The sequence below is a fragment of the Fibrobacter sp. UWOV1 genome, assembly GCF_900142495.1.
Taxonomy (GTDB): Bacteria; Fibrobacterota; Fibrobacteria; order Fibrobacterales; family Fibrobacteraceae; genus Fibrobacter.
This window is the reverse complement of record NZ_FRBA01000029.1, coordinates 1-1,115: the sequence shown is the minus strand read 5'-3', so window position 1 is coordinate 1,115 and position 1,115 is coordinate 1. Positions and strand designations below refer to the sequence as shown.

The following is a 1,115-nucleotide window of genomic DNA, read 5'->3' as shown; positions in this document are numbered from 1 at the left end:
GCCCAGCGGCGGAACCGGTCGCCGTCCCACTCGAGGTATTCCCGGTGGCCCTCGGGCATGTGCGCCTTCACCGTGGAGTACTGGCCGGGCCTTCCGCGCAGCCGCGCGTGGCTAGCGACGCGTTCGTGCCCGTAGAAGACCTCCACGGCGGTGTCGGTCACGCGCGATTCCACCTGTTTTTTTATATACTGGTAGGGTACGGAGTAGTACATCCCGTCCAGGGCGATGTGGTAGTTGAACTGGACGGTCGACGTTTTCCACTCCGCCACTTCGAAGGGTGTGGCGGGAAGGGGCTTCAGCAGGGGACGTTCCTCGCTCTCGAAGATGTCCCGCCTGCTGCATTCCTTCTTCTGGAACTGGCGCGCGTTGAACGTCTCCAGCCGTTCTCTTATGGCTTCGTTCAGTTCCGCGAGCGAGAAGAACTCCTCGTCGCGCAGCGCGGCCGTTATCCACGAGGATATCTTGCCGACGTTGCCCTCGACGCTCGCCTTGTCCTTGGGGTGGCGCACCCTTGCAGGGACGACGGCCGTCCCGTAGTGTTCCGCCATCTCGCCGTAGGTCCGGTTCAGCTGCGCCGTGTACCAGTCGCTGCGGGAGTGGTTTACCGCCGTCGTGCAGTTGTCGGGGACGAGCATCGTGGTCACCCCGCCGAAGTATTCGTACATGTGCACGTGCGCCCTGATCCAGTTCTTCGTCTTCTCGTCAGTGAACGCCTCCACGTAGGTGTACTGGCTGTACGGCAGCGTCGCGACGAACAGGTGGGCGTCCATGAGTTCACCCGTGTCCGGGTCGATGACATGCGCCGGGTCCCCGGCCCAGTCAACCTCCACGGTTTCCGCGGGGCGGCGGGGGATGTGCATGGTCGCCCTGCGTTTCTGTTCCTCCTGCTGGATGTAGTGGCAGAACTGCGAGTACATGAGCGGATCGCGGTTGCAGAGCCGGCAGCTCTCGCAGTATTCGGCCCACAGCAGTTTCTTCGTCACGCCGTTCCGAAGCAGCTCCTTGCGGATGTACTCGAAGTCTATCGTGTGGCTAGGCTGTGCCGGTTTCCTGTCGGGGAAGAGCGCCTTCTCGATTGTCGCGTCATCCATGCTCTCGGCATGCGTCCAGTCGAT

The 1,115-nt window shown here is 62.6% G+C and carries 1 protein-coding gene; it reads right to left on the bottom strand.

Translation table 11 applies throughout. The features are described 5' to 3' along the window. Positions 1 to 1,115 (bottom strand): IS21 family transposase (gene istA / locus BUC02_RS15580; protein WP_073324113.1); only part of this gene is annotated, 1,115 nt, incomplete at both ends.